We start from the raw sequence: 25,538 nt of genomic DNA on the forward strand, positions 1-25,538 counted from the left end.
AACACCCTTATTTCATGCGGGTTTCCAGCGCATCGGGAATTTTCTTTAAATGGTTCTCAATGGTGGATTCGCCAATATTCAGCCCCATACGTTCCGCCATGTCTCGAATCAATCCGGCAGTTTTTGCGTGTCTTGTGTAATTCAACTTGGCTTCTTCGCAAAGTACGGCAATGATTGACAGTAGGGTGTTTCTCTCTCTTGTCCTGAGAGGGCGGTTATCTAAATCTTCTTGACGGCCTTGACGGGTTAATGCTTCAGTCACCACTTCAGGGGAAAATCCTTGCTTCAGAAGCGTGTTCTGCAAAAAAAGGTTTTCGTATCTCTGCTGCAAAAACTCCTTACTATCCAGTCCTTTTTTAAGCCCCCTATACTCGGCATTGAAGTAAGGTGCTTCAAATTCCTTTCTCATTTCGCAGGCGTTTTCATAAGCGTGACTGATGATGTTACCTTCTCCATCATCGTAATCATTGCATACATCTCCAGGGTAAAACCCGCGCGGCTCAAGCCACTCATAAAAATCAGACGTTAGTATCCAAGTTTCTACAGGATCAATTACGCCATCTAACCCAACTTTCAAAAATACTGGCTTGAGCTGGCCTTTGTCGATGGAAACTATTAGCGCATTCACCATTTCTTCGACGCTAGCCGCCAAATTCTCGGTTGGTTCGAGAAACACAAACGCATGAGGGTCTATTTGATCTTCATATTTATTTCCGTTTGGCGATGTCTTTTCAATGGTCTGGAAAAAAGGCGCAATCTCTTCCTCGTTAAAATGACCTCCACCGTCTTCATAGTCCAGCCATGCACAAATGGCGGCGACCTTCAAGCGTATTACTCCGCCCCCTTCGTTGCTACTAAATATTGTTTGGAATGGATAATCCATAGCATCCCCCTAGTGTCCTGAGTTTGAAATTCGTTGAATTATTTTGCCTGTTCGCTGTCCCAGTTTTATTGTTTTCGACAGTGAGGATGATATGGCAGGCAGACCGAAAGCGGCGTTGGTGTTGAGCGCAGAAGAACAAGAACAATTGCATGCTTGGGCACGCCGACGCAAGACGGCGCAAGCATTGGCTCTGCGTTCGCGCATCGTGCTGGAATGTGCCGACGGAGCGGAGAACAAGGCGGTCGCCGCCAAACTTGCAGTGACGGGGCAGACGGTATCGAAATGGCGCGGGCGCTTTGTGCAAATGAGATTGGATGGTTTGCTGGACGCCCCCCGCTCGGGCGCGCCGCGCACGATCGATGATGCGCGCGTCGATGCCGTGATCGCCAAGACGCTGGAAGAGAAACCGTCGAACGCCACGCACTGGAGTACGCGCACCATGGCACGCGAAGCTAAGCTGTCGCAAACGGCGGTCAGCCGTATCTGGCGCGCATTTGGCTTGCAACCGCATCGTCAGGAAACCTTCAAGCTATCCACCGATCCGCTGTTTGTCGAGAAGACCCGCGACATCGTGGGGCTGTACATCGATCCGCCGGTCAAGGCGATGGTGCTGTGCGTCGATGAGAAGAGCCAGATTCAGGCGTTGGATCGGACCCAGCCAATCTTGCCGCTGGCTCCTGGCGTTGCAGAACGGCGCACCCATGACTACCAACGTCATGGCACGACGACCTTGTTTGCCGCGCTCGACATTGCCACGGGCGAAGTCATCGGGCAGTTGCACCGGCGGCATCGCAGCAGTGAATTTCTGAAATTCTTACGCACGATCGAAGCCTCCGTTCCGAGCGATTTGGACATTCATTTGGTGATGGATAACTATGGTACGCACAAGACACCAACCATCCGCAATTGGTTCGCCCGTCATCCGCGCTTCCACGTACATTTCACGCCGACCTCTGCTTCGTGGCTCAACCAGGTCGAGCGCTGGTTCGCCACGCTGACCGAAAAACAAATTCGCCGCGGAACCCATCGTTCGACCCGTCAATTGGAAGACGCCATTCGCGATTACCTCAAACTCAATAACGCCGCCCCCAAGCCGTTTGTCTGGACCAAGTCCGCTGATGACATCATGGCCAGTATTGAACGATTTTGTCTGCGAATTTCAAACTCATGACACTAGATGCCCCTGTAATAAGGTGCCAGTCCAGCCCGTCAGGGAAACGGGTTTTCGGGGATCAGCCTAGGACTGGCGTTGAAAGTTTAACTTGTTGCGCGTAGCGGCACCACGTCCGCCCCCTTGCGCAGCTTGTCCAGGTAATCCGCCCATCGCTGCATCATTTCCCGCCGTGCTGGCAGGTGCGCCGTGCGATTGTATGCGCGTCCGTTCGGGTCTTTCACCGCGTGCGCCAGTTGGTGCTCGATCAGGTCAACCCGTTCACCCATCACTTCATCCATGATCGTGCGAGCCATCGCCCGGAACCCGTGGGCGGTCATTACCTCTTTGCTGTACCCCATGCCCCGCAATGCCGCGTTAATCGTGTTTTCACTCATGCAGCGTTCGCCGGTGCGGATACTGGGGAAAACATATTTCCCGTGTCCGGTCAGGGGATGAATGCCCCGCAGGATTTCCACCGCCTGCGCCGATAGCGGCACCAGATGATCAACTTTCATTTTCATTTTTCGGCCAGGTATACGCCACTCCGCCGCATCAAGATCAATTTCCGCCCATTCTGCGGAACGTAGCTCTCCAGGCCGCACAAACACGAGCGGAGACAACTTCAGCGCTGCTGCTGCGTAAGGATGCCCCGTATATGCATATATGGAGCGCATCAACTCACCCACCGGTTTCGGCTCCGTAATCGCTGCATAGTTGACCTTTACAACGGCTGACAAAGCACCCTTAAGGTCTGCCGTCACATCACGCTCAGCCATCCCCGTCGCAACCGCGTATCGGAAAACCTGTCCGCATAACTGTTTCACCCGGTGCGCCGATTCAACCGCACCGCGCGCCTCCATCTTTTGTACCGTCACCAGCACATCACGTGGCCCGATGGCGGAAATAGGCTTTTTGCCAATGGATGGAAAAACATCTTTTTCCAGCCAGGTTGTCACTTTCTCTTGCGTGCTGGCCGCACGATCTGCCGCCGTTTTTTTCAACCACTGACACGCCACCATTTCAAAGGTATGGGTCGCGGCAAATGCCTTGGCTTGCTTTTCGTCACGCTTCGCCTGGCCAGCGTCGATTCCCTCCGCCAGCTTTTCCCGCGCCGCATCCCGTCGTTTTCTGGCCTTGGCAAGGGAGACCGCCGGATACACGCCCAGCGCCAGCGTTTTTTGCTTACCGGCAAATCGGTAGTTCATACGCCAATACTTGCCGCCGGCATTCACCAGCAAATAAAGCCCAGCCCCATCGGTGTGCTTGTCGCCTGCCGGCACGCCGCTGTGCTTGACCTGCCGGATAAAGGTATCTGTCAGTGCCATTCTGCCCCCAGCTGTTGGTACTTTATTTTCAGCACTTCAGAAAGTACCAACAAAAATACCATCAAAGTGTTGGTATCTCATGCTACCGCATGAACCGTCGCGAGACAATAAAAAACCCGCAAGGCCAGTAACCATGCGGGTATCAGAGACTTCTTGATACGGTGTAAAACGGGGTCTTGGTGCCTGAGACCGGAATCGAACCGGTACGCCCCCTCTCGGGTAAGCGGCGGATTTTAAGTCCGCTGTGTCTACCAATTTCACCACTCAGGCGCTGGAACGATATACAAGCAAAAAAGCGCCTGCGGCGCTTTTTGGATATGCCTGGAAAACCGGGGGCGGGATCGGAGTTGAACCAGCGCCCACGCTTCAGCAGGCATCTCGATCATTTCAAATCAAGCACTTACGTCTTGACCACTCTGTTGATCACACGTCAGCGTTAAAACAGTGTTAAAGCAGCCAGTACTGTACCATAAAATGGCGTAAAACCATTTGCACACTATGCAATGCCTGCCAAAGCACCAACAAGCATGCAATCTTAACATCTGGCGATTTCTTGCCAATCCCTCCCCCCGTGACTGGCGCTCTGCACACATCTAGCGTGCGACCAAGATTGCCGGATCGAAAAAATTCCTATAAAAAATTTTTTGCGGAACTATTTCCCAAAGAAAACTAACTAACCGTGACATAAGTTTCGCGGAGGAAAACTTTCATCGCTGCATCAAAAGCCAATGTCATGTCCATTGCGTCAACTACCCGCTGTTTGAATCCTTAGGGTAGTGCATGCATCAAGACAATACCGCCAGGTTTCAGCCGTCGCGCACATTGCATCCCGGGACTTAATTTTTCCATTTCCGTCGCTATCGCAGATAGCGAATGACTGCCGTTCCCTGCCAGAACGATAGCTTTTTTCAAACTTCAAAAGGCCGAATTACTATGCCAATGTTAAGCAAACAACCCGTTTCATTCAAGCTTCGAAGCTCCCATGCAATTCTGTTATCCGCCGCATTTGGCCTGGCACCATTCGCAATGGCCCAGACCGCACCGCAGATAACGAACGATGCAGCCAATGTCAATTATCAGATTCCCTACAGCGGCACGCCGACGTGGGTGCGCGTTTACATCGATAACGACCGCAATGCGACAACCGGCTATAAAGGCTACAACATCGGCGCCAGCCACCTGATCGAGAACGGCAACCTGTACCGCTACTCCGGCAGCAACGGCGCCTGGGGCTGGACTTTTGTGAAGCAAGTCAGCTCCACCACCAGCAATGGCGTGGCTAAAGTCACTGTTGCCCGTGCAGACATCGGCTCGCCGAGTGCAATTGATGCGGTAACGCAAACTGATCCCCCATTGAATACGTCAGCCAAACTGACGAAAACAATGACCGTCGACGCACCTTCAGAAACAGTGCAAACGACGACCGACACGGTGAATGTCAATTATCAGATTCCCTACAGCGGCACGCCGACGTGGGTGCGCGTCTTCATCGATAACGACCGCAATGCGACAACCGGCTATAAAGCCTACAACATCGGCGCCAGCCACATGGTCGAGAACGGCAACCTGTACCGCTACTCCGGCCGCAACGGCGCCTGGGGCTGGGCTTTTGTGAAAAAAGTCAGCTCCACCACCAGCAATGGCGTGGCTAAAGTCACTGTTGCCCGTGCAGATATCGGCTCGCCGAGTGCAATTGATTCTGTCACGCAAACCGATGCTCCGCTGAATACTTCGGCCAAGCAGACCCAATCCTTCGTCAATGCGCCGGCAGTGCCCGTAACTTCGACCACCAGCGCACCGACCACATCGACCACCAAGGCGGCGACCACCACCACCAAGGCGCCAACGACCACCACCCAGGCTGCGACAACCACCACCAGGGCGCCAACGACCACCACCCAGGCTGCGACCACCACCACCAAGGCGCCAACCACGACTACGGTCGCGACGACGACAACGACCACTGCGCCAGCGCCAACCGGTCCGACGTATTACATTTCACCGACCGGCAACGACGGCAATGCCGGCAGCATGTCGGCGCCGTGGCGCACCATCCAGAAAGCAGCCAACACGCTATCCGCCGGCGACACCGCTGTTCTGATGGATGGTACTTACGAAGAAGGCGAGATTGTTTTCAAACGTTCCGGCACCCCCAGCCAGCCCATCACCTTCAAGGCGCAGAACAAGTGGAAAGCGGTCAACAGTTCCAAATCGGGCTGCCAACCTGCATTCAGCATCTACGCCAGCTACATCAAGGTGAAAGACGTTCGCTTCACGATGTCGCCCAACAATGCGCAATGCGGCACTTATAGCTCAGCCAGCGTCGCTATCCGGGCCTGGAATTCAGTCCTCGCATCCCCCTCGAATCCGACGACAGGTTACGTGGGCTTCCAGGCTGACGGCGTCAAGGTTGAAGTCGGCCTGAAACGGGACTTGGCGATCAAGTCCAACCAGGACTTCACCGTCATCGAGAATTCCGAGTCCGATAGCATGCTTGAGCTCTTTGGCAGCAAGGATTCCATCGTCCGCAACAATCTGGTGACCGGACAGGACAAGTTTGGCATTTCCATCCTGGCAAAAGGCGGCGTGCGTAATGCGCAAATCTACAACAACGTCGTGCGCAATAAAGCCAATGACGGTTACGCCATCTATCTGGGTGGGTATTCCTGCGATGCCTGTTTCTTTGACAAAAACACCAAAATCGAAGCCTACAACTCCGTGGCCTATAACAATGTGGTCATCAATGACGGCGGCGGCAGGATGAAGGGGCTGATCTTCGCCGGCGCCAAGGACAGTGCCTTCTACAACAACATGGTGATCGGCGGCGAGCTGTCGATGCTGCTGGGTGGCCATAACACCGGCATCCAGGCATCGAACACCAATCCGAAGTTCGAGAACAACATTGTCATCTGCAAGAATAACGCTGCCGCTATGACCGGCGTCTACGAAGGAAATCTGACAGTCGATAGCAACAACTTCTACCAGTGCTCCGGTGTTCCCGCCCAGGCCAATGCCATCGTCGGCGACCCGCTGTTCGTCAACCAGACATCGGACTGGAACCTGCAGCCGAACAGCCCGGCACGAAACAGGGGCGCGGCCACATCGATCACCGGCTATGACGGCAAGCCTATCGATGTCTCCCGCGACAAGAACGGCGTCGTCCGCTCTGCTCCCTGGGATCTGGGTATCTACAACTACTAAGACCTTTGGCAAATGAGACCGGGGGAAGAACTTGGTTAAATGCTTTCGTTGATAAAGTGAATGCATTCCCCCGAGTCTTCCCCTAACTGTGTTTGGCGATTCCAGCTTGCCCCCAATTTATTGCAAAAACTGAAAACCTCTTTCGGTTTGAACACCTCGGAAGGATAAACTTCGAGCCAGTCAAACCAGTCGTGCCAGGCACTTACACTGAATACTTGCGCTGGACGATCATCGCCATCCTCGTATGTCGGCTCATCCAGGCAATGAGCCCCTTCAATGGCAGTCGCCGGTATAGTGCAGCCACACCTCCATCCGCCCTCTTTAGATAGTAATGCATCGGCCACTCGCAGTTGCCGAAAACCTCCATAGATACGTCACGATAGAATGATTGTGGCTTGTAGCATAGGCCGGTCGCACAGTACCGTTCATTCAGTGCAGTCACCTTGCGCCAATCCAGGCCTCCCTGGTGTTCGTTACGGATGCCAAAAAATGCCCATAATGCCAGCCACCATCGTGGCTGCTTCGGCCATAGCAAGTTTACGAGCGGCACGTAGATGTGCGGTTCTAATGGCAAATACCACTTTCCTGGATAAAAGTGCAGTGAAATGCCATTAGGTTTTAGCACCCGCTTAATCTCGTAGAACAATTCGCGCTGATTCTGTGCGTGCTCAAGCACGCTGGTGCTAACGACAAGATCGAATGAAGCGTCGCCAAATGGAAGCTTGTACGGAGAACGTTGGATCGGTCTCAGTCTAGGTCTGTCCCCTTCCCAATAAGGATCAACATCGCATCCATAGGCGTTGACACCAGATTCGCAAAGATAGTCAACGAGGGCGCCGCGACCGCAGCCGAAATCAAGGACCGTGGACTTCAAAGGGTCAAGTCCGGCAAAGTCACGAAGCGAATCATGAACCAAAGTAACTGTATCGCAAGTAATAGACATATCAACCTCCTTGAATGATCTATTGTTAACTGCGTCTACAAAGCGTTAGCATCAGTGGAACAACGTTACACAGCGGCAGACACAGCGAATCGATAAACTTGGAAAAACGTGGAGTGGGTGTGCGTGTTCTTATGGCACTTGCTGGATACATGCATATGTCGTATACGCAAAAATATTTAAATTTTCGGATATCAATTATTAAAGCTGAGACAGATTCAATACGATCAAATGAAAGATTTTAGGTCTATCACAACAAGTCCAGGATTTCTCCCATTTAGCCCGGTTTCTCTTTGAATACGCAAATAAAAATGATATGCCGGAGATAAAATCCTATATAAAAAATTTATTTTTTTAAGTTTTTGTTTTAACCCAGTTGACTGAAGCTCTGAAAATGACTGATTTTCCCACTCATATAGATAGTCGCTTTGCTGAACTTCCGCATGAGAAAATTCATCATTCTTTAATACAGTCCGCACCAATACATATAGTGCTGTTGAAGAAAATACGTTTACGCGCTCACCATTTTTAGGCTCTTTGACTTGATACCATTTTTGGGTGTCTGATAAGTCCGCTATAAAAACTTCCGTCTCCTCGTAGCCATTTTTCTTGGAATAAAGCGAAAAAAATAGCTCGGGGGAAAACTGCCAAAATCCGTGCCCGCAAAAGTTGTTCGCTGGCAGCATATGCAATATTTGTCCCCCAGGTTTACAAAACTTAGAACAATTTCTAAAGGCTTGAGGAGCATTGTAAATATGTTCCAAACAGCCACCGTCAATTACCGTGTCATACTTTTCATGCAAGCTCATCGGCAATGGTTCATTCATATCGTGGATATGAGTCGCATTTTCGTAAGCAGAATTGTCTATTGAGTTGACAACAGTGGCCCCAAAATATTCAGTAAGTAGTTCTTCACAATATATTTGATTTTTATACGACGGCTCTGCATCGACCAACTTTTTAACTAGGCGCTCTTTCACATGAAGGCCTTGCCGCCCTATGGTTATAGTGTTACCAAACAACTTTTTCTTTTTTGCATGCATCAGCAAGTTTAATCCGTGAACATCTATGCCCATTGTCGTTCTCACTTATGCTTGTTCGTGGGGTATGATTTTACTGAACGCATCTCCTGTGTCATGGCGAATTTAGCGTCATTTGATTTGTTTCAATAATTCGGATGATGCAATAAAGACATGCAAGGCACGCCATTCAGAACGCAAACATTCCGTAAGCCGCGAGTCCGCCAGCGACACTTTGCCAGTCGTTGTTGACTCCCAGAGCGTAGCGCATCAAACAATGCGGCTACGTGTCTGGTTTGCCTGCCCTCAGCTTCGTTTCGCTCCAACAGAATGGGGAGAACCGGATTAATTCTTGCGTTGAAAGACAAATTCATTGCAACCGAGTCGTCCGCCAACTGTTTTCAGTGCTTCCAGCGTGTATCCAAGTTTCCGGTAAAAACTGAAGATCTCCTCTGGTTTCGATACCTCGAAAGGATAACCACCAAGCCAGTCAAACATATCGTGCCAGGTACTCATGCCTCGTGGATTTTTTCTTCTTTGGATTTTTTTTAAAACCACGCTGGGAAGCGTAGGATAAATTAAATGCAAAAACACAATAAACGGTCTTGCCAAAATGTTCTTGTTATAGAGCTTTTTAACAAACCGCCAATAGCGACTGGCAAATGGCTGATAGTTATAAAGTGCAATAAACAGCTTTCCATTTTCCGCCACATTCAAATCGACGTTGGCAAGCGCGGTCCACATTGCCCCTGTATGATGTAACACGCCCCAAGAATAAACTACATCAAACTTTCCAAGTCGTTGCAAATACTGCGCATCCAATATCGAACCTTCTTCAACAACCCAGTTGGCATCGGTCGAAAAAAATCTGTTTTTTAACTCCATGGTACAGGCTACAGATTGAGGATCGTAATCAAAACTGACAACAGTTGCCCCCAGCCTTCGAGCTGCAAGCGAGAACAGGCCGCTGCCGCTGCCAATATCTAAAAAAGATTTTCCTGCAAGACTTTCAACCGCGAGCATTTTCTTTAGGCTATTTTCCGCTTCTGCGATTCGTTCATCATCAAGTACTGACAAAAATCGCGCCCAATTATCTCCAAATGCAAAGCGTTCCCCTCTGCTAATTTCTGCACCATGAGATATTGTCTCGTTAGACGCTTGCGTCATAATATTTTTCATAATCTTTTCTCCAAGCTTATTCCCACGATGAATGCAAATATCAATACTAATTCCTCATGAACCATTTCATTAAAACATCAATAGCAAATTCAGCCAGCAGAAAATTTAAGGATCCGATTTATTGAATTTCAGTAAATAATTCATTCGTTTTTTTCCTGCGGAAGTAAGCAGGCAACTTCGATAGATCTGTCAGTCCGGCAAGTTTTTCGCTCACAAAAACCGTTCCAGGCGAAGTAGAAAATGAAGGATTGGAAATAATTCGTCCTGCAAGACTTCCGGTCACGCTACCATCCAGCGAAATCCGATCCCATATCCGCGCAGTTTTCGGCTGCACACCGTTACTTTCATGGTCGAATAAAAACAGGTTTTGCTTAGAATGCACATTGGTCGCATTGACCGTAGCATCAATGTCGCGCATATAACCATCCACTTCCGGGCCCTGATGATAAAAATGCACATAGCAGCCATAGATCCCCGCACCGGAAGCATTTACCTTGACCTGCACATTTTCGACATTGCCGCTATCTGACCCGTCACAAACCAGCGCAATTAAGCCATTGCTGCCAGGCCAGTTTTCTGTACTGGAGGCCGTCACCTTGATATCGGCATTTTTCATCGCATAGGCAATGAAAGCACGCCGCACATTATGGCAATTCAAATCAACTTGAACTTGCTCGCTGATGAAACTGGCTCCCACGCCATAGTATGCATATCGGACTTTCCCGTGGATATTGACGTCGGCCAAAAATTGCCTGGTCGCCGCGTTATTATTCGTGCCGAACAATCCCAGAACCCTTTCCGCATGACAGTCAACCATCCTGAATCCTCTACTTGCTTTACTGGATTGAATGCCAACACAGTACATGCCTTTCCAATTTATCCAAGGCGTAAAGCCCGGGTCGGCGAAACCTGCACCGGCAATGGTAATGTTATTGAAATTTAAAAAATAAAACATGTGCGGCATCACACTGGCTGTCGTCGTCGCCTTGAAAGTGGCGCCGTATGCCGAGATGGCTACATTACTTAAATCTTTGACGAGATTGATATAGGTGCTGGTTGCATAACTGCCGAAGTCATACAGGCCTGCAGGCACCAGCAGGATGCCGCCACCGTTCTTTCTCAGGGCAGAAAAGGCCTGGCTGAAGGCTTCTCTCAAGACCGACGGACTGGCGCCGGGCACGCCCCCATATGCAGCCAGGCTGACACTGTAAGCAGGCACCACAGCTCCGCCGATGCCGCCGACTTCACCACCAATACTTTTCTCAATATTCGGCTCGTGTCGCGAACTCCGGCAAGACAACTGTAGCAACCCAGAAGTCCCGGCCGCAATCCCGCCCAGCAACAATTTACGCCGTCGGATATCGTACCCAGTTTCCACAATCTGCTTCACCGCTATCACCTCCTTTCAGGATCGATGGCACGTCACACATGTGAAATTCATTACTCAGGCGTTGCCCTTTTGCTGCATGCGATAAGTCATCAAACGCTCGACAAGAATCCTGCCGAGTTCAGTGCAGGGTTTTTCAATCACATGATAGGCAATACAGGAAAGCCCGATCGTCCCGGTAAAAAAGACCAGCCATGGAATGACCGGTGGCATATCCTTGAAATAATGGAAGGAAAAATCGATCATGGGCCCATGCACCAGGTAAATTCCAAAGGAGTAGCGGGCTATCACCCGCCCTGCCCTTTGCAGCCAGACAAACTCGATTTCCCGGCATCTGGGAATAATCAAGCCCAAGGCAAGGCAGATCGGCCAGGAAAGAAGCGTTGCGCTCGCGCCGCGAGCAACCATCCATGGATAGAGAACTGCCGTGGCAGCGACCAGCAGGAACAACATCGCCGGCCAATAATCGCGCGCAGATCTTCGCAGACTGAACGCCAGCACGCCCGGCAGGAAACAGGGGAAGAACTTCACAAGTTCGACATTCCATCCCAGCATCCAGAACGCGAGCACCAGCACCACCGCGGCAAACCAGACCGCGCCGACGAGATAGGGCGCGCGCTTGCCTTGATAGCTGACCAGCATGTAAAGCGCAGGCAGGAAAAGATACATCTGGAATTCGAACGGCAGACTCCACAGTGCACGGGGAATTGATCCATGTCCCGTGAAATTTTGTATCAACAGAAGATTGCTGAGAATTGCCCGCCCGTTTGGAGGCGTAGCGGAGTAGATCCATGCAAGCGACGACACCACGATGACGGCCACGATACTGAGTGGATAAATGCGAAAAGCGCGGCGGATAAGAAACAGGAATGTGCTGTGGTATCCGTTTTCTTTTGTGGCCTGTCGTTCCAGTGAAAGCATCAGCACCAGACAGGTATGAACGAAAAAAATCAGTACGCCGAGAGTGCCAAGGGTTTGCGTATGATAAATGCCCTCTCCGGACAACGAGTGGCCGAGAAGGAGATGGCTGACAACAACGAAGGTGACCGCAACCGAACGAAGCAGGTCAAGGTTGGAGGAGTCGGCACGCATGGTACTCTATCCGTTATTTTCAGGAAGCTGCCAATTTTCGGAAGTAAAGCAACTCAGGCAAGATTAACTATCCTTTTTCCTGAGATTTTTCCAAAGGTAATAAGAATTCAAGACAAACCGTGCGCCGGATTTATGCTCATGCTTGTGTAGCCATACGTTGAGCCGGCGAACATACCCGACCATTACCGTTTTCGCTGCGCTACCGAAGTTCAGCATCAATTTCCCGTACGAGCGATAGATATCCAGGCGATCCATAACCTGTTGCACTCCCAGCATTCTGCCTTTGTAATCGAAGGGACCACCACCCAGATAAAAGTTCTTGCCGTGCCTGTCGATACTTTCGCAAATCGTCAGGTAAACAGTCAATTTTCCAAGCCCGTACTTTTCATAGGCAAAATCCTGCCCGATCACCGCGCCGAAATAACTCGAACCGATACGGTAATTGATTGAACCCGCACACAAGCGGCCATCGATGAACAAGACGTTAACGAGGCCGCACATCTTTACCAGATTGATGATGCGTTTCTCATCGTGCGAAAAATTGAATGCCTTGCTTGATATCCGCGCCTCGCTTAACTTCAGGATGTCGCGAATGTGCTGCTCATCGATGTCTTCATCGGCATAAAACCGGGACGTAAACGATGGATGATCCCGTGCCACCTTATTCATTTGATACTTGATGGCGGTACGGGTCGATTTCCCGAGTGCTGCCGTATAGGCCTTCGATGTGGCAGGCAATGCAATCACATAGGTGTCGCTTGCATAGCACCTCTGGCTGGGAAAGGAAAATCGGCGCCTGTCGGTTTTTAATGCTTTAAAGCTGATGATATCGGCAGCTGGCACTTTCGCAAATAGTGTGTGTGCAAATCTGTCGATCTCTACTTGATCGATTTCGATCATTTCGTTCAGGACATCAATTTTTCCGTCCCTGAACTGGAATACAAAAATAGCGATTGGGTGATTATTGCGCCAGGCAACGTAGCTACTCAGTTGCTCAGTCGACCTGAAGGCCTTGAAAAACGGCATGGAGGAGTAAAGCATGTCATACAACCGAACCAGTTCTGCTTCTACGAACAATGGAACTTCGTTCATATAGCAAGCGATGGTGATGCCATCAGACTGCTCATCTCCGTCTATCGTGGTCATTTCTGTATCCATTTTCTGCCTTTTCTAAAAAGTTCCGCATATCTGCGCCGGGTCGCAACAGCCGGTAAGTCATCGCGCCTACCCGGCAGATCGGAGAACCCGCAATGTTTGATTTCCGCTTGCAACTCATCGCTGAGCGCGCCGCTGAAATAAATAGCTTTAGTCTTGTGGCAGTCTGTCAGCTCAGACAGTATCTGTTCAATAAAGCGCCGGACCAACTCTTCGTCCTTGACCTGGCGATGCACATACAAATCGAACAGCACGACGGCATTTTCTGAAAACGCCGAAGCGTGACCCGCCAGTTGCTGATTCGAGCCGGCGGGACGTGCGTCAACCCAACAGCACATAAAAAGTTTTTCGTCACTCCTGAAGCTGTACAAATGATTTGACCTTTCCAACCGCTCCGTTGCCATGTTCAGGAACTCCCAGCGTGTGATCGGGGAGCCCGACGGATCAAATCGGACTATGTCCGACAAGCTGTCTTTGGAAATCAAAAGCGGATTTGCGGCAGCGCGAGGTTTGTCGGCGCAGTACCGATACAGACACGGCGGGGAAATCGCCGCGTCACGCAGACGCGCCAGCAAGCCGTGAAATCCGAGTTCCTTGAAACTGCTCAGCTTTCCCATTGCGGCCCACGCATCGGCAGTTCGCAGTCCTGCCTGATGCATCCTGTTCTTTAAAAAGCGCTTTCCGCTCAAGTAGGCTTCTTTTCTCAAACGCGCCTTTACGTCGCCGTAGGCCGTCAGTTCAAACACGACATCGTGCTCGGTAGCAAATTTTTCCTTGTACCCATCGCCTCCCGGCGTCAGGTCAAGCACTGATATCTTTTCCTTGACCACATGCACACCCAGCATGGACAGGAGCAGGGTCCCCGGAGAGTGCGCGGCAAATGAAGGGGCATGGGTACTGATTCCCATGTGCAAAGTGGAATCATTACTTAGCAGCCCCGAATGCGAGGCTGCAATTTCTCCGTCGACCGTCAATATGGTCGTGTGCAACAAACCGCGCTTGTGCAGCTCAAGGTAGAGCAGCTTCTTTGCAGGGTCGCTTGAAAATGGCATGTGACGATAAAGTGTCCCCTGCCGGAAATCGTACTGCGTGCACAGTTCATCAAAAACACGGATGAATTGATCGTGCCTGGTAATGGTTTCAAATTGCACGTCTCCGGATTTTTTTAACCGGCCGAAGTTTCTCCGGTATGTCTTCTTGTTCCGTTGGCTGCTCATTGCGGCTTCATTGATTTTCATGATCGGCCGCGGATGGCTGCGCAAACTGAAAATCCTGGAATACTCGCGGTTGTCGAGTATCCAGTTGAGCGGGATATCAGGCGGCAGGTACTTCAGGCGCAGATCGACACCGGGGAAGTGGTTGCGAATTTTTTTCACAGCGTCGCGGATAAATATATTGCCGGCATCCTTCGCCTCCAGCCAGCCCTGGTATTCAGCCTGCCGCTCACCTGCCCCCACCAGCTGCTTGCCTTCCTTGCAAAAGGCCAGGGTCAGCAGTCCCGTCAATGATTCGTCTTCTGCTTCCGCCAGGATTATCACTGGCAGGAATTGGGTTTGATAGAGCTCGTACCAAGGCGTCACGAAATCCGGATGCTGAAATGCAGTCACCCACGGGCAACGTGCATACAGCTTCTTCCACTTCAACTGAAAGTCGTCGGACCGTACATGGTGTAGTGCCAGATTGCCTGTGTGGAGTGCCAGGTTCATGGAATCTCGCTTAGAAGGAACCACTTTTTCAATATTCTGCAGACACTACCCTTGCCGGAAATGCGTATCAATGTGCGCCTTGCCGGATGTCGAGTTTCGTGAGCCTGCGCCTGCGACCGCAATCTCATCGATCATGTCCAGGTACTTGCGGATCACGATGCTTTCATCAAATTGCGCCGCAACTTTCCGTCTTCCGGCCGCACCAATTTCCATGCGTTTTTCAGGCGAGAGTCGATACATCTGCGTCATTTTCTCCGCCAGGTCAGCCGCGTCCCTGACCTTGCAGAGCAAGCCATTGACCTGGTCTTCCACCACATCATGGCAACCCGCCACATTGGTTGCTATGATGGGGCGCGCCATGGCGGCCGCTTCAAGCAGCGAGCGCGGAACGCCCTCCCGGTACGATGGCAACACGATGCAATCGGCGTCCGCCAAAAATGGACGGACATCGTCGGTCTTGCCCAGGTACTGGATCACGCCGTTCGCTTCCCAGGCGCGAATTTGTTCCAGTGAAATGGCGTTTGCATTTCCCCGGTCTATGGATCCCAGCAATTGAAACTGAGCGTCCGGGATGCGCCGGCGAACAATTCCAGCTGCAGCGGCAAATTCTTCTATGCCCTTGTCCTTCAGCATCCGTGATATCAGCAAGAATCGAAAGCAGCGCCCGCTCATGGAAGCAGGCGCAACCGGAAGGTAATGCGCAACATCGATCCCGGAGCCCGGCAACCGATCGGTCTGTTCTTTCCGGACCAGGCCTGACTGGACGAACAGAGCCAGATCTTCAGCATTCTGGAAGAAAACCCGGTGCGATCGCCGCAAGGAAAATCGATATAGCCGCTTGACCAGAGCGGTCAGGAAGGTCCGGTTGATGAAAGTAGTGCCGAGACCCGCGATGTTATTGATCACTGGAATGCCAAGCGTGTGCGCGGCGATCGACCCATACACATTCGGCTTGATCGTATAACCCAGATATGCCATGGGCCGCTCGGAGCGCAGCACGCGCACATAGCGCATCAGCAAGGAAAGGTCACGACCGGGATGGGTTCCGTTATTGTCCATCGGCATGCGAATGAAGCGGCAACCCAGACTGTTCAGTCGCGGTGCATAGTCATCATCCGGGGTTACCGCCAGCACGTCATAGCCGTGCCGGATCAGCGCCTTGATCAGCCCGGAACGAAAGTTGACGATGTTCCATGCGGTGTTGACCGAGATGACGATTTTCCGGTTCATCATTGCGTCACCCCCACGCTTTGCTTGGCTGCAAAACTGCCGGGTTGTCTTCATGGCGATTCAGTTCGCCGGATTGGTGCTCAAACCAGGACTGAAACATCAGCACGTCCCACAGGTGATACTGCCAGTTGCGCCGGCCGGAAAGATGTTCCTCCCATTTGTTCCGGATCTGCACAGGCTTGAAATACCCTTCGCGTCGCAACCGGGATTCGTCGAGCAAGGCTTCGGCCCACTCCCGCAAGGGCCCGCGCAACCAGTCGCCGATCGGCACACCGAAACCCATTTTTGGACGTTCGATCAAGGCCTTGGGAACATGCCGGTACAGCACTTGCCGCAGCGCCCATTTGGTGGTGCCGTCGCGCAGCTTGTATGACTGCGGCAAGCGCCAGGCGAACTCGACGACGCGGTGATCCAGAAACGGCACCCGCGTCTCCAGCGATACGCTCATGGCCGCACGATCCACTTTGGCCAGGATGTCGTCCGGCAGATAAGTCAGCAGATCGAGCGCCATCATGCGCTGGATGCCGTCCAGGCTCGATAGCGAAGGTGCGTTGGCGGTCAACAAGGTGGCTGGTTCGGTCGCACCGATCACGACATCAGCCGGATCGTCCCAATGCGATACCAGGCCAAGGTAAAGCGCGTCGAGCGATGCGCTGGCCATCACTCCCGCGCCCTTGTGCAGCTTGTCGCCGGGATTGGCGAATTGCAGCGATTGCGGCATGAACCGGGCGACGGCGCCTGCCATCCTGTTCCAGGTTTGTGTCGACACGCCGGTCAAGCCGCGTGCTGCCAGTTTGCGCAAAGACAGCGGTGCGGCGCTCATCATGGTCCAGAGCCGGGCCGCGAACTGGTAGCGGTTGTATCCGCAAAACAGTTCATCGCCCGCGTCGCCCGACAGCGATACCGTCACATGCTGTCTCGCCAGCTGCGACACCAACAGGGTCGGCAATTGGGACGAGTCGGAGAACGGTTCGTCATACACCATCGGCAGGCACGGAATGACATCCATCGCCTGCCTGGCCGTAACATACCATTCGGTATGGTCTGTGCCCAGATGGCGGGCGACCGCCTTGGCATGCTGTGCCTCGTCATAGCCTTCTTCATGGAATCCGATCGAGAAGGTTTTGACCGGGCGCGAGGACTGCGCCTGCATCTGCGCCACCACAGTAGAGGAATCCACCCCGCCCGACAGGAAGGCGCCCAGCGGCACATCGGCCATCATTTGGCTGCGTACTGCATCCTTGAGCAAAATCTCCAGTTCATCGACGGCCGCCTCCGGCGTCCCGACGAAAGGATCATGCACGCCTGCTACCGCCTGTTGCGCGCCTGACCAGTATGTGGATACCGTCACCTCACGACGCTGGCTCGATACGGTCATCATGCTCCCCGGCGGCAATTTGGCGATTCCCTCATAGATCGAATACGGCGCCGGTATGTAGTTGTGGCGCAACTGCAGGCAGAGCGCCCCCCGGCTCACGACATTTTCGAAAGCGGGATGGGCTCGCAATGCCTTCAGTTCCGATCCGAACAGGAAAACCGCCTTGTCACCCCTTCCCTGCCAGCCGTAATACAGCGGCTTCTCGCCAATCCGGTCGCGCACAAGCGTCAGCGTGCCGGTTTCCCGGTCCCATACGGCGATGGCAAACATGCCGATCGCGCGCTCGATGGTGCCCTGTATGCCCCAGGCGTCGAAACCGGCAAGCAGCGTCTCCGTGTCCGAATGGCCGCGCCATGCGGACACGTTGCCGGCGGATTCCAGCTGCTTGCGCAACACGAGATGATTGTAAATTTCCCCATTGAATACGATGCAGTAACGACTGGAAGCCGATTGCATCGGCTGGTGCCCTGCCGCCGACAGGTCAATAATCGACAGACGCCGATGTCCGAGGCCGACGCCATGTTCGCGATCGCACCAGTAGCCTGCATCGTCCGGCCCACGATAGATAATCGCGTCGGTCATACGTTTGAGGAGGACGGGATGCTCCTCTTTCTGGTACAACGCACCCGCTCCAAAAAATCCGGCAATTCCGCACATCAGTGCCCCCTTCCAGCGATGACATCTTCGTAAATTTCTTCAAAGCGTTTGCGGGCACATTCCATGGTGTACCTTTCATGAATGCGCACCCTGGCCCTCCGGCCCAGTTCCTTGCGGCCATCGGCACCGAGCTCCAGTAACTCGGCCACCCCACCGGCAAGCGCCGCCGGGCTTGCCTTTGGCACAAGCACGCCGGTATCCGCCATCAGCACAGCCACATCGCCGACATCCGTGGACACGCAGGGCACGCCCATGGCCATCGCCTCCCCGACGACATTGGGAAACGCTTCCGTCCTGGAAGACAGGCAAAATATTTCCATTGCAGCCAGACATACAGGGACGTCAGTACGTTCGCCCAATAACACGAAACGCTCCGGATATCCGGTTTCACCGATCCATCGCAGCAGGTCTTTGTTGCACTTGTCCAGGTTTGCGCCGACCATCAGAAAATGCAGCCGGTCGTCAAGTCTGGCAAGTTGGCCGGCCGCCTGCACGAAGTTGGCGTGGTCCTTGTCCGCATTGAAGCGCCCCAGCGTGCCGACCACGATATCGTTCGCAGAAAAGCCGCATTGCGTGCGCAATTGATTGCGCTGCTCTTGCGTGGCCGTAAGCCGGGAAAAATCGAAGCCATTGCCCACAACGGTCATGCGTGCAGCGTCATAGCCAATGAGCGTATGTGCCTGCCGCGCGGCTTCAGCCACGCAAACGATGGTATGCGGGACCCAGCGTGACATCGCGGCGCACATGCGGCGCACCACAGTCGTAGAACGCGCACAGCCGCCATCGACATCGGTCGTGCGTATGCCCCAGATCACCTTGTGCACGCCAGCCAGATGCGCGGCGAGACCACCCAGCAAATCGGCATGGTACATCCAGGTTTGCACGACATCTGGCCGGATCTTCCGGATCAGATGGTTGAGGCGCAGAAATTGTGATATCGGCGATCGCCTGAAATCGAGAACGATCAATTTTATTCCCATCTCGAGAAAGCGCGCACGCATGCCTCCTTCAGGCGTCAGGGCAATGATCGAATGGGCATAGGCGTTACCGCGAGACTGGAGAATGAGTCGATAGAGCGCCATTTCCGCGCCCCCGATTTCCAGTCCCGTGATCACGTGCAGTACGTGACGTGTCATGCTAGCCTCCCCTCACGCAAGAGCCGCTGCCGGGTAATGCTGCGGCATGCAGGGAAGATGGATTTTGATATTTTTCTACCAGACTGTCCGATTCCGGAAAATCTCCCATACAACTCGATTGCATGCCGTATTTTTGAGCCAATGTGCAGTAATGCTGCAACAGTGATTCCAGAAGCGCCAGATTCTGGTCTGTATTTACGCCGAAATTATGAGGGTGCCACCACAAATGAAAAATGCCGCCGGTACGCGCCGCCGCGCTCATGCTTTGTTTCAACCTGAGCAAACGCATGGGCGCCAGGGCACGATGCCGTTCAGACCAGGGGTATAGAAACAGACTGGCAGGCAAATTCATCAGTTCGCCGCGGCGTTCGATATGCTCGACACGCTTGCCGCTCAAGGGCACGCAGGAATCCGCCAGTCTTACGGCGCGCCCGGCAAGCCTCCCAGCAACAGCATCGCCATTGCGATACAGCCAATGACCGGCGTTCCCCCGATAGACCTGAATCCCGGCGTCTGGCAACACGGCCAGGAATTTTTCGACAATCTGGTTTCTTGGGAATACCAGGCTGCGGTAGTGCACTCCCATGTCAGCGGCAATCATCCTGGCGCAATCCAGATCCGCGGAAAACTGTTCCGGGGTTGCGCCAGCCTCATTACAATAAAAATGACTGTAAGTATGTGTCGCCACTTCCTGGCCTGGGGTGCCGAGTATTTGTTCAACCAGCGAGCGGGCGAAAAACAAGTCTGGCTGTTCCCGGACCAGCTTATCCATGGTGTAAGGGGAGATCTTCTGGCGTATATATCCTGGCAATATCGATGGCCTGATTTCGCGCCACTCCTTGTAATGCCGGCACATCACCATGCCGACCGTAGCCCAGCTCACACGTATCCCGTATTGGCGGAATAGCGCAAGCATTCTGGGAATCGCCCGCCATTCTCCCAGCACATTGGCGCCGTAACTGGCGAACGAATGCGCATGACCAACGCCCCAAAAGAGCTCGAAGTCCAGGGAAATGACAAGTCTGGACATAATCAATTATGCAAACCAGAAAAAGCGCATTGACCGCAACGCGAGACGACCGTCATTGGATTGCTCCCACTCGTTTGAACAAACGGTCCCATAAACTCATCACATGCGCATGGCTGAATCGTCTGCGCACCGAGTCACGGGCTTGATTTCCCAGACAACGTCGCAACTGAGCGTCGCCCATCATTTTTGTCATTGCAGCGGCCAATGCCTGATAGTCATTCAGCGGCACCAGCAGGGCGTCCTGGCCATCGCGCGTGATTTCACGGGGGCCGCTGGGGCAATCGAAAACAATGCATGGCAAGCCTATCCCCATGGCCTCAAGCAAGGCATTGGGAAAGCCTTCGTACTGCGAAAGCATCACAAATGCGTCTGCGCATGCCATGACTTCCCATGGACGGCTGGTAGGCCCTTTCAGGAACACCCGCGTATGCAATCCTGCGCTCTCGATATGCTGTTCAAGCGCCATCATCAACGGCCCATCGCCGTAAATATGCAAATCCCAGTCATGGAATTCCGGGGCTGCTGCGGAAAACGCATCCAGCAATTTATCGACCTGCTTCTCTGACGCAAGACGTCCCAGACTCAGTAAAATTTTTCTTTGGCTTTCCGGTGTTTTCCTATAACTGGCAATCTCCTGCGGCAACGCATTCGGTATCGTGCACACTGCCTTTACACCGGGACAAAGCCGTCTGAAGATGTCAGCAACGCTTTCCGTCTGCACCGTTAACATATCGGCAAATCGATAGGTGAATCTGCGCAGCAAGTTCAGCCAATGAAACCGCGGAAAAACCGCCGGATATGACCTTTCACAGATAATTACCGGAACCCCCAGGAAAGCGGTGGAAAGTATGGTGGCCACATTGACATTCGGCAGAAACGAGACGATGACGTCTGCCGACCTCTGCGAGACAAGTTGCCGCAAGGCGTAAAGCCGCTGTGTGTAACTCAGTATGCTGATCTTCTTGACTCCCACAATATTGGCTAGATAGATCACCTCAGTAGCCTCGGATATTTGATAAAACTGCTTTCCCGTGCCTGAGAATGTCAGGATCAATGTGACACTGTCTCCGCGCCGCGCGAGATCATTGCAAAGGTTGGCAACGACGCGCTCGGTGCCACCGAGGGCTAGTGAACTTGTGAGTAGAATTATTTTCATGCCATCCTTGTTCCTGGCACCGGTGCGCCGCTTTTTCTTACGGACGCCAGTGCGAAGGTGGCAAGCCAGTACGATGCGGAATCCAGCATCTGGTGAGTGAACATTGACATAAAAACGAACAGAAAAACAATTGCCAACTGCAAGCTTTTATTCTGAAAAAAATCTCCCTTCCATAAAAGTATGACCATCCATACCCACAAGCCGATGCCAAGAATTCCATATTCAGCCGCCATCAGAAGCAGCTGGTTATGCGTACTTCCTCTGTGCGACCAGAAATAAGTGGCGCCAGCGCCGGCGCCAAAGACTGGATTTTGCAAGAATAGATCCCAGCCTGCCCTGATAACTTCCGCCCGCTCCTGAGAACTATCATCATTCAGCTTTGCATTCGAAAAAAAGTCCAGTCTGGCCTGGATATTGGAAAAAGATCCTTCAAAGTCCTGACGATTGCCAAGATAGTTTTCAAAAGTGCCTAAGGACAATAAGAATATCCCCAGCACAATTGCCGTAACGAAAATTGCAGATTTTGGCAATATTCGTTTGGCAATCAACAGCGGCCATAGCAGTACCCAGGCAATCATCGCAGAACGAGTAAACGTCGTAAGAACTCCGGCTCCCAACAAGATAAAAAGCGGCATTCGATACTTCGCTTTGGTCGCCTCGCAGCTAAATAGAAAAACCAAGAGAACAGCCTCTGCAGCCATCGTAGGATTAATGAACATTGCTGCAGCTCGTCCCAGCACCGCACCATCGGTGCCAATAGGGTATAGAAGCCCCGGATTTATAAAATCCAAAATAATGGCAGATGGCAATAAAACAGCCAGAATGATGAAAGTGCGGAGATAGGAATTTTTGTCGCTTACAAAAGCGGAAAAGCCGAGAAAAATGGCGAAAACGATGTATTGAATGCGGGTAAGAATCAGGGCATTCTTTGGTTCCATGTAACTGCTATTCAGAGAATTTTCGCCAATGCTGCTATCGATGGAAGATCCTGCAAGATGAATAATATTAAGAATGACTAGCACCAAAGCCCATAGCACGAACGGCGACAAAAAATAGGCGCCCAATGCCCTGAAGTTAGTAATGAACAATGGCGCGATGAGTAAAAATAAACCGAAAAAGAAAAATTTTGGCAACAAACTCGGTTGCAAAACATATGCGTATATCGGCAGGTTCGAATAGATGACGCCAACGGCTCCAGCTAGTACTATGGTTTGATACCAACTCAAAAAACCATTTCTGGTTTTATTTGGCACTACACCGGCATCATCAACTGTCGGATATGAAGCAGAACGAGTAACGAACTCGGAACTCATGAGTTGGTCCTTTTATTCGCCATATCGACATGATTCACTTCCGATACGAACCCCGCACCGGAGAGCTTGTTGAATAAACTCTCCCACATGTCCGCTATCTTCACGAGTGAAAAGCGTTCTCTGACGTCATTAGCCCGGGAGGCCAACTCTTGTCTTAGCTGGCTGTCGCGCATCACACGCTCCAGCATGGCTTGCAACTCCACGGCATTTCCTACAGGGACAAGAAACCCATCCACGCCATGGCGAATAATATCCCGTGGGCCAGTGTCACAATCGAAGCTAACTGCTGGGACGCCATAAGCAAGCGCCTCGGCAAGCACATTGGGAAAGCCCTCAAAGCGTGAACTCATCACATACAGATCTGCTCGTGAGTACCACTGCCCAACATTGCCAGCGATTCCCGGCATAAAAATACGGGCTCCCAACATTGCGTCCCGAATCCTCGATTCCAGCATCTCGCGATCAGGGCCCTCGCCAAGTATCACGAGATCCCAATCCGGATGTTTTGGCGCGATCTTAGAAAATACGTCTATCAGCACTTCGAAGTTTTTTTGTTTGCTCAACCGACCAACTGCCAACAGAATTTTTCGTTCGGGCAGACAAATCGTGTCCGGTTCTATTTTTGGCGGCTTGTCGGGCAGTGGCCAGCAAGCAGCATTGGGAATAACTGGAACGCATCTCGCGGAAGTATGCACTTTGATCCACTCGGCGCACTCCTGTGTCAAAGCAACGACGGCGGATAACCTACCGTACATCCTGCGGCGTAACGATTCCCACATCCTCCCTAACGGCAAATGTGGCGGATAACAGTGTTCCGTACCAATGGTGCATAAACCGGTAATCCCCATACTGGCGAACGCCAGAAGCACATTAGGTGTGCTCATCAAGGACATGATCACTTTCGGGCGCAACTGTTTTATTGCTTTTCGCAGCGCCATTACGCGCTGGACATTCTGTAGCAACGCATCCATAAAATGCGTGCTGTCATCCAATAGATTTAGCGAAACCCGTCTAACCGCTGGATGCAATGGATAAAAATCAAGGCTTTTGGAACCAAGCGTGACGATCGTAATATCCCACTGCTTGCATGCCCAATAGTTTGCAAGCGTGGCGGCGACCCGTTCTGCTCCGCCGCCCGCAAGGTTATTAATAAAAATGACGAGCCTCATCAGTTCCTCCGGCTGATTGCATGGATACAAGGTGAAATCATTTTTTCCGATTGGAAAATTTCTCGGCTCGCTTTCTGCCAATTCGATCATTTCAAATACCTTAGCGTTAGCCAAAAAAATAATGCGATAAAACCAGCCATAAAGGCTGAGGCGGCAGCTATTCCGTTGATCCCGAGATGCGGCACCAGTACTACGTTGCCAATGCTCTTGAACACTATTCCGATGACGCCGGACCAAAAGATCAATGTGTAGCGACGTTGGCTTAATGCGTAGCTGACCAAAACCGAAGAAGCGAAATAAAATGGCAACTGCAACAAGCCATAACGAAGCACATTCGCCACAATTCTGGTATCCGTTTCTGAAAATGCGCCACGTTCAAACAATAGTTTTACCGCCCATGGTGCGAGCCAATAGCCGATCACCATTGCCCCCAAACCCAGCATAAACATCAATCGCACCCAGTAAATGGCAATCTCATGCATTCTTACTGCGCTGTTCAGTTTGGCCTGCGAAAAAACCGGCAGCGTGGCGCGGGATACTGCGATGGCAGCAAGCCCCAGGATCAGGGTAAGAATGCGATTCGCGTAACCGAGCGTGGCAATGGCACCGGTGCCCAGGTTAACAGCAAAAAACTGGTCGACAATCACCGTTAAGCTCATCATTGCCTGGCCCGCAAGCATGATTCCAAAACCTTGCCAAAACCAATGCCATTGTGAGGAGGTATAGGTAAAACTTGGCCCCTCAATCTCATTGCGCCGCGCCATTGGTATGACAAGAGTGATTAAGTGAAATACACTGCCTACCACAGTGCCCCACACAAGCGGCTCAATCTCACCACCGGAAAATACAAGAACGGCACCGGCGATAAACAATGTGGGAACGCTATCGAGCAAGGTATTGACATGTCGTCCCGCCGAAAGCATCCACGCAGTTTGAAGCGTGACAATCGATCCCAACGGCAGTAGCAGGATCAAGCCTGGAAGCGCGCGTATCGCAAGTTGTTCCGTATTCGCAGGCAGACCGCTCCATCCAAAGTGCAGTATCGCGCCGATGACTAGAGACACAAGCAATGCCAGAACGAGTCCAAATATAAGTGCAAGCCCAAAAAGTTCCGAGCGAAAATGCGACAATTCTTCTCTGTCAAACTGACGTATCCTCGCAGACAAGGGGACGAGAACAGCAGTCAGCAGGCTGCTCCACATGCCAAGTGGCCAACCAATCAAGTTGCAAACAAACTGATACGCATCCACTTCGGCGCCAAGGCCATAACGGTAAGCTACCGCCATCTCTTTGGCTGCGCTCATCAGCTTCCCAAGAAAAACAAACATGGCAACCGACGCCATCCCTTTGAAGATGGCGAAATGGTGTGGATCTGCTGTCCTGATACGATTACCAAGTGCAATTAGAAAATTCACTCAAGCCTCTTGAA

19 protein-coding genes and 1 tRNA gene are annotated in these 25,538 nt (G+C 52.1%); 2 read left to right on the forward strand and 18 right to left on the reverse strand.

The annotated features are described in order from the left end of the window. Positions 1 to 7 precede the first annotated feature (7 nt). A complete protein-coding gene (locus D3878_RS06475) occupies positions 8 to 883 on the reverse strand; it encodes a hypothetical protein (protein WP_119784723.1) in 876 nt (291 codons plus the stop codon). Between the two features lie 91 nt (positions 884 to 974). On the opposite strand from D3878_RS06475, the gene D3878_RS06480 reads away from it, so the two are divergent. Beyond that, positions 975 to 2,054 (forward strand): IS630 family transposase, encoded by a 1,080-nt coding sequence (locus D3878_RS06480; RefSeq protein WP_119783788.1) that lies wholly within the window; start codon positions 975 to 977, stop codon positions 2,052 to 2,054. A gap of 86 nt (positions 2,055 to 2,140) precedes the next feature. Here D3878_RS06480 and D3878_RS06485 read toward each other — a convergent pair whose 3' ends face one another. After that, positions 2,141 to 3,361: a tyrosine-type recombinase/integrase gene (locus tag D3878_RS06485; protein ID WP_119784724.1), complete on the reverse strand. Its 1,221-nt coding sequence runs from the start codon at positions 3,359 to 3,361 to the stop codon at positions 2,141 to 2,143. Between the two features lie 177 nt (positions 3,362 to 3,538). Continuing rightward, positions 3,539 to 3,631, reverse strand: a tRNA-Leu gene (locus D3878_RS06490). A 756-nt stretch (positions 3,632 to 4,387) separates the two neighbouring features. Here D3878_RS06490 and D3878_RS06495 point away from each other — a divergent pair. Further along, complete coding sequence (locus tag D3878_RS06495; RefSeq protein ID WP_119784725.1) at positions 4,388 to 6,562, forward strand: right-handed parallel beta-helix repeat-containing protein; 2,175 nt, start codon at positions 4,388 to 4,390, stop codon at positions 6,560 to 6,562. 202 nt (positions 6,563 to 6,764) lie between these two features. Here the strand turns inward: D3878_RS06495 and D3878_RS06500 are convergent, their stop codons facing one another. The 15 genes from D3878_RS06500 to murJ form a co-directional block, all read right to left on the reverse strand. Further along, positions 6,765 to 7,505 (reverse strand): class I SAM-dependent methyltransferase, encoded by a 741-nt coding sequence (locus D3878_RS06500; RefSeq protein WP_119784726.1) that lies wholly within the window; start codon positions 7,503 to 7,505, stop codon positions 6,765 to 6,767. A 224-nt stretch (positions 7,506 to 7,729) separates the two neighbouring features. Continuing rightward, positions 7,730 to 8,578 carry a methyltransferase domain-containing protein gene (locus D3878_RS06505; protein ID WP_119784727.1) on the reverse strand — a complete coding sequence of 283 codons (849 nt, stop codon included), beginning with the start codon at positions 8,576 to 8,578 and terminating at the stop codon, positions 7,730 to 7,732. 288 nt (positions 8,579 to 8,866) lie between these two features. After that, positions 8,867 to 9,700 carry a class I SAM-dependent methyltransferase gene (locus tag D3878_RS06510; RefSeq protein ID WP_119784728.1) on the reverse strand — a complete coding sequence of 278 codons (834 nt, stop codon included), beginning with the start codon at positions 9,698 to 9,700 and terminating at the stop codon, positions 8,867 to 8,869. A gap of 118 nt (positions 9,701 to 9,818) precedes the next feature. After that, entirely contained in the window at positions 9,819 to 11,090 is a 1,272-nt protein-coding gene (locus D3878_RS06515) for a glycoside hydrolase family protein (RefSeq protein ID WP_147383897.1), read from the reverse strand. 54 nt (positions 11,091 to 11,144) lie between these two features. Then, positions 11,145 to 12,179 (reverse strand): acyltransferase family protein, encoded by a 1,035-nt coding sequence (locus D3878_RS06520; RefSeq protein ID WP_119784730.1) that lies wholly within the window; start codon positions 12,177 to 12,179, stop codon positions 11,145 to 11,147. A 63-nt stretch (positions 12,180 to 12,242) separates the two neighbouring features. Beyond that, the gene (locus D3878_RS06525; protein ID WP_158592198.1) at positions 12,243 to 13,325 is read right to left on the reverse strand and encodes a GNAT family N-acetyltransferase; all 1,083 of its coding nucleotides are present in this window, start codon (positions 13,323 to 13,325) and stop codon (positions 12,243 to 12,245) included. Next, complete coding sequence (locus D3878_RS06530; protein WP_119784732.1) at positions 13,322 to 15,040, reverse strand: GNAT family N-acetyltransferase; 1,719 nt, start codon at positions 15,038 to 15,040, stop codon at positions 13,322 to 13,324. The genes D3878_RS06525 and D3878_RS06530 overlap by 4 nt, the downstream gene beginning before the upstream one ends. A gap of 45 nt (positions 15,041 to 15,085) precedes the next feature. After that, the gene (locus D3878_RS06535) at positions 15,086 to 16,273 is read right to left on the reverse strand and encodes a glycosyltransferase family 4 protein (protein WP_420799498.1); all 1,188 of its coding nucleotides are present in this window, start codon (positions 16,271 to 16,273) and stop codon (positions 15,086 to 15,088) included. Positions 16,274 to 16,277: 4 nt separating this feature from the next. Beyond that, positions 16,278 to 18,305, reverse strand: a complete 2,028-nt coding sequence (gene asnB, locus D3878_RS06540; RefSeq protein ID WP_119784733.1) for an asparagine synthase (glutamine-hydrolyzing) — start codon at positions 18,303 to 18,305, stop codon at positions 16,278 to 16,280. Continuing rightward, complete coding sequence (locus D3878_RS06545; protein ID WP_119784734.1) at positions 18,305 to 19,441, reverse strand: glycosyltransferase family 4 protein; 1,137 nt, start codon at positions 19,439 to 19,441, stop codon at positions 18,305 to 18,307. Before D3878_RS06545 ends, asnB begins: the two co-directional genes overlap by 1 nt. 1 nt (position 19,442) lies before the next feature. Then, positions 19,443 to 20,471, reverse strand: coding sequence for a polysaccharide deacetylase family protein (locus D3878_RS06550; RefSeq protein WP_119784735.1), 1,029 nt, complete (start codon positions 20,469 to 20,471; stop codon positions 19,443 to 19,445). 52 nt (positions 20,472 to 20,523) lie between these two features. Continuing rightward, a complete protein-coding gene (locus D3878_RS06555) occupies positions 20,524 to 21,627 on the reverse strand; it encodes a glycosyltransferase family 4 protein (RefSeq protein WP_119784736.1) in 1,104 nt (367 codons plus the stop codon). Then, positions 21,624 to 22,940, reverse strand: a complete 1,317-nt coding sequence (locus tag D3878_RS06560; protein WP_119784737.1) for an O-antigen ligase family protein — start codon at positions 22,938 to 22,940, stop codon at positions 21,624 to 21,626. The genes D3878_RS06555 and D3878_RS06560 overlap by 4 nt, the downstream gene beginning before the upstream one ends. Then, positions 22,937 to 24,199 (reverse strand): glycosyltransferase family 4 protein, encoded by a 1,263-nt coding sequence (locus tag D3878_RS06565; RefSeq protein ID WP_233556250.1) that lies wholly within the window; start codon positions 24,197 to 24,199, stop codon positions 22,937 to 22,939. The genes D3878_RS06560 and D3878_RS06565 overlap by 4 nt, the downstream gene beginning before the upstream one ends. After that, positions 24,196 to 25,524 carry a murein biosynthesis integral membrane protein MurJ gene (gene murJ, locus D3878_RS06570; protein WP_147383898.1) on the reverse strand — a complete coding sequence of 443 codons (1,329 nt, stop codon included), beginning with the start codon at positions 25,522 to 25,524 and terminating at the stop codon, positions 24,196 to 24,198. The genes D3878_RS06565 and murJ overlap by 4 nt, the downstream gene beginning before the upstream one ends. Positions 25,525 to 25,538 lie beyond the last annotated feature (14 nt).

Origin of the sequence: Noviherbaspirillum sedimenti, from assembly GCF_003590835.1 — a bacterium.
GTDB lineage: Bacteria > Pseudomonadota > Gammaproteobacteria > Burkholderiales > Burkholderiaceae_D > Paucimonas > Paucimonas sedimenti.

What these genes read in the sequence shown, in the direction of transcription:
- D3878_RS06475 (WP_119784723.1), bottom strand. Translation starts at nt 883, where the DNA reads ATGGATTATCCATTCCAAACAATATTTAGTAGCAACGAAGGGGGCGGA.
- D3878_RS06480 (WP_119783788.1), top strand. Translation starts at nt 975, where the DNA reads ATGGCAGGCAGACCGAAAGCGGCGTTGGTGTTGAGCGCAGAAGAACAA.
- D3878_RS06485 (WP_119784724.1), bottom strand. Translation starts at nt 3,361, where the DNA reads ATGGCACTGACAGATACCTTTATCCGGCAGGTCAAGCACAGCGGCGTG.
- D3878_RS06495 (WP_119784725.1), top strand. Translation starts at nt 4,388, where the DNA reads ATGGCCCAGACCGCACCGCAGATAACGAACGATGCAGCCAATGTCAAT.
- D3878_RS06500 (WP_119784726.1), bottom strand. Translation starts at nt 7,505, where the DNA reads ATGTCTATTACTTGCGATACAGTTACTTTGGTTCATGATTCGCTTCGT.
- D3878_RS06505 (WP_119784727.1), bottom strand. Translation starts at nt 8,578, where the DNA reads ATGGGCATAGATGTTCACGGATTAAACTTGCTGATGCATGCAAAAAAG.
- D3878_RS06510 (WP_119784728.1), bottom strand. Translation starts at nt 9,700, where the DNA reads ATGAAAAATATTATGACGCAAGCGTCTAACGAGACAATATCTCATGGT.
- D3878_RS06520 (WP_119784730.1), bottom strand. Translation starts at nt 12,179, where the DNA reads ATGCGTGCCGACTCCTCCAACCTTGACCTGCTTCGTTCGGTTGCGGTC.
- D3878_RS06525 (WP_158592198.1), bottom strand. Translation starts at nt 13,325, where the DNA reads ATGACCACGATAGACGGAGATGAGCAGTCTGATGGCATCACCATCGCT.
- D3878_RS06530 (WP_119784732.1), bottom strand. Translation starts at nt 15,040, where the DNA reads ATGAACCTGGCACTCCACACAGGCAATCTGGCACTACACCATGTACGG.
- D3878_RS06535 (WP_420799498.1), bottom strand. Translation starts at nt 16,273, where the DNA reads ATGATGAACCGGAAAATCGTCATCTCGGTCAACACCGCATGGAACATC.
- asnB (WP_119784733.1), bottom strand. Translation starts at nt 18,305, where the DNA reads ATGTGCGGAATTGCCGGATTTTTTGGAGCGGGTGCGTTGTACCAGAAA.
- D3878_RS06545 (WP_119784734.1), bottom strand. Translation starts at nt 19,441, where the DNA reads ATGACACGTCACGTACTGCACGTGATCACGGGACTGGAAATCGGGGGC.
- D3878_RS06550 (WP_119784735.1), bottom strand. Translation starts at nt 20,471, where the DNA reads ATGTCCAGACTTGTCATTTCCCTGGACTTCGAGCTCTTTTGGGGCGTT.
- D3878_RS06555 (WP_119784736.1), bottom strand. Translation starts at nt 21,627, where the DNA reads ATGAAAATAATTCTACTCACAAGTTCACTAGCCCTCGGTGGCACCGAG.
- D3878_RS06560 (WP_119784737.1), bottom strand. Translation starts at nt 22,940, where the DNA reads ATGAGTTCCGAGTTCGTTACTCGTTCTGCTTCATATCCGACAGTTGAT.
- D3878_RS06565 (WP_233556250.1), bottom strand. Translation starts at nt 24,199, where the DNA reads ATGATCGAATTGGCAGAAAGCGAGCCGAGAAATTTTCCAATCGGAAAA.